The sequence below is a fragment of the Sphingobacterium sp. GW821-FHT03E03 genome, assembly GCF_059420745.1.
In genome coordinates this window covers 1-865 of record NZ_JBWKUH010000068.1, presented here as the reverse complement: position 1 = coordinate 865, position 865 = coordinate 1, and the positions used below count along the sequence as shown (strand labels likewise).

The window sequence follows — 865 nt, the reverse complement described above, 5'->3', positions numbered from 1 at the left end:
GTTATGAATTTATTTAGTTTTACAGCGCATTTTGGTACAGAAGAGGATTGCCGCATGCATTTCAAGGAGCAACGGGACAAAGAGGGAGTTGTTTGCAAGCGCTGCGGTAGCCATTCTCATTATTGGTTGGTTGGCAAATGGAGTTATGAATGCAAAAGTTGCCATTTTAGGACCTCCCTTCGCAGTGGTACGATTATGGAGAGTTCCAAGTTGCCCTTTCTGATCTGGTACAAGACGATGTTTTTGATGAGCTGTACCAAGAAGGGCTTTTCCACCCATGAGATCCAGAGGCAATTGGGATTAAAACGTTACGAACCGGTCTGGGCTATGGTTCATAAGATTCGTAAAGCTATGGGCAAGCGTGATTCCCGTTATACATTGGAGGATATGATCGAATTGGATGAGGGTTATTTTTCTGTTGCCAGTAAAGAAATCGAAGCTGGTCAGGGTATCCGTGGTCGGGGAGCCCAAGGGAAGCAAAATGTGGCAGTGATGGCAGAAAGCACTCCGTTGGAGAATACTGACACGGGCAAACAGGAGCGGCATGTCCGTTATTTCAAGGCGAAGGTACTCGAGTCCCACCAAAGTGGAGAAATAAGCGATTTAGTAAGTGAATGCATGGCTGAGGATAGTATCGTATTTACGGACAAGAGCACTTCCTATGTGGATATATCCAGCCTTGTGGAACTGCATATCACAGAGAAATCTGATGCAAAGACCACAAAAGAAACACTTAAATGGGTGCATATTGCCATCAGCAATGCCAAAAGAACCTTACTGGGGAACTATCATAAAATTAAAAGGAAATACTTACAACTCTATCTCAATGAATTCATTTATAAGCTGAATAGAAGATATTTTGGAG

General features: G+C 43.2%; 1 protein-coding gene. It reads left to right on the top strand.

Annotated elements, in window-relative coordinates; all coding sequences use genetic code 11:
* Window positions 1-3: 3 nt before the first annotated feature.
* The coding region (locus AC07UV_RS25675; RefSeq protein WP_495185850.1) for an IS1595 family transposase at window positions 4-865 on the top strand (862 nt) is incomplete at its 3' end.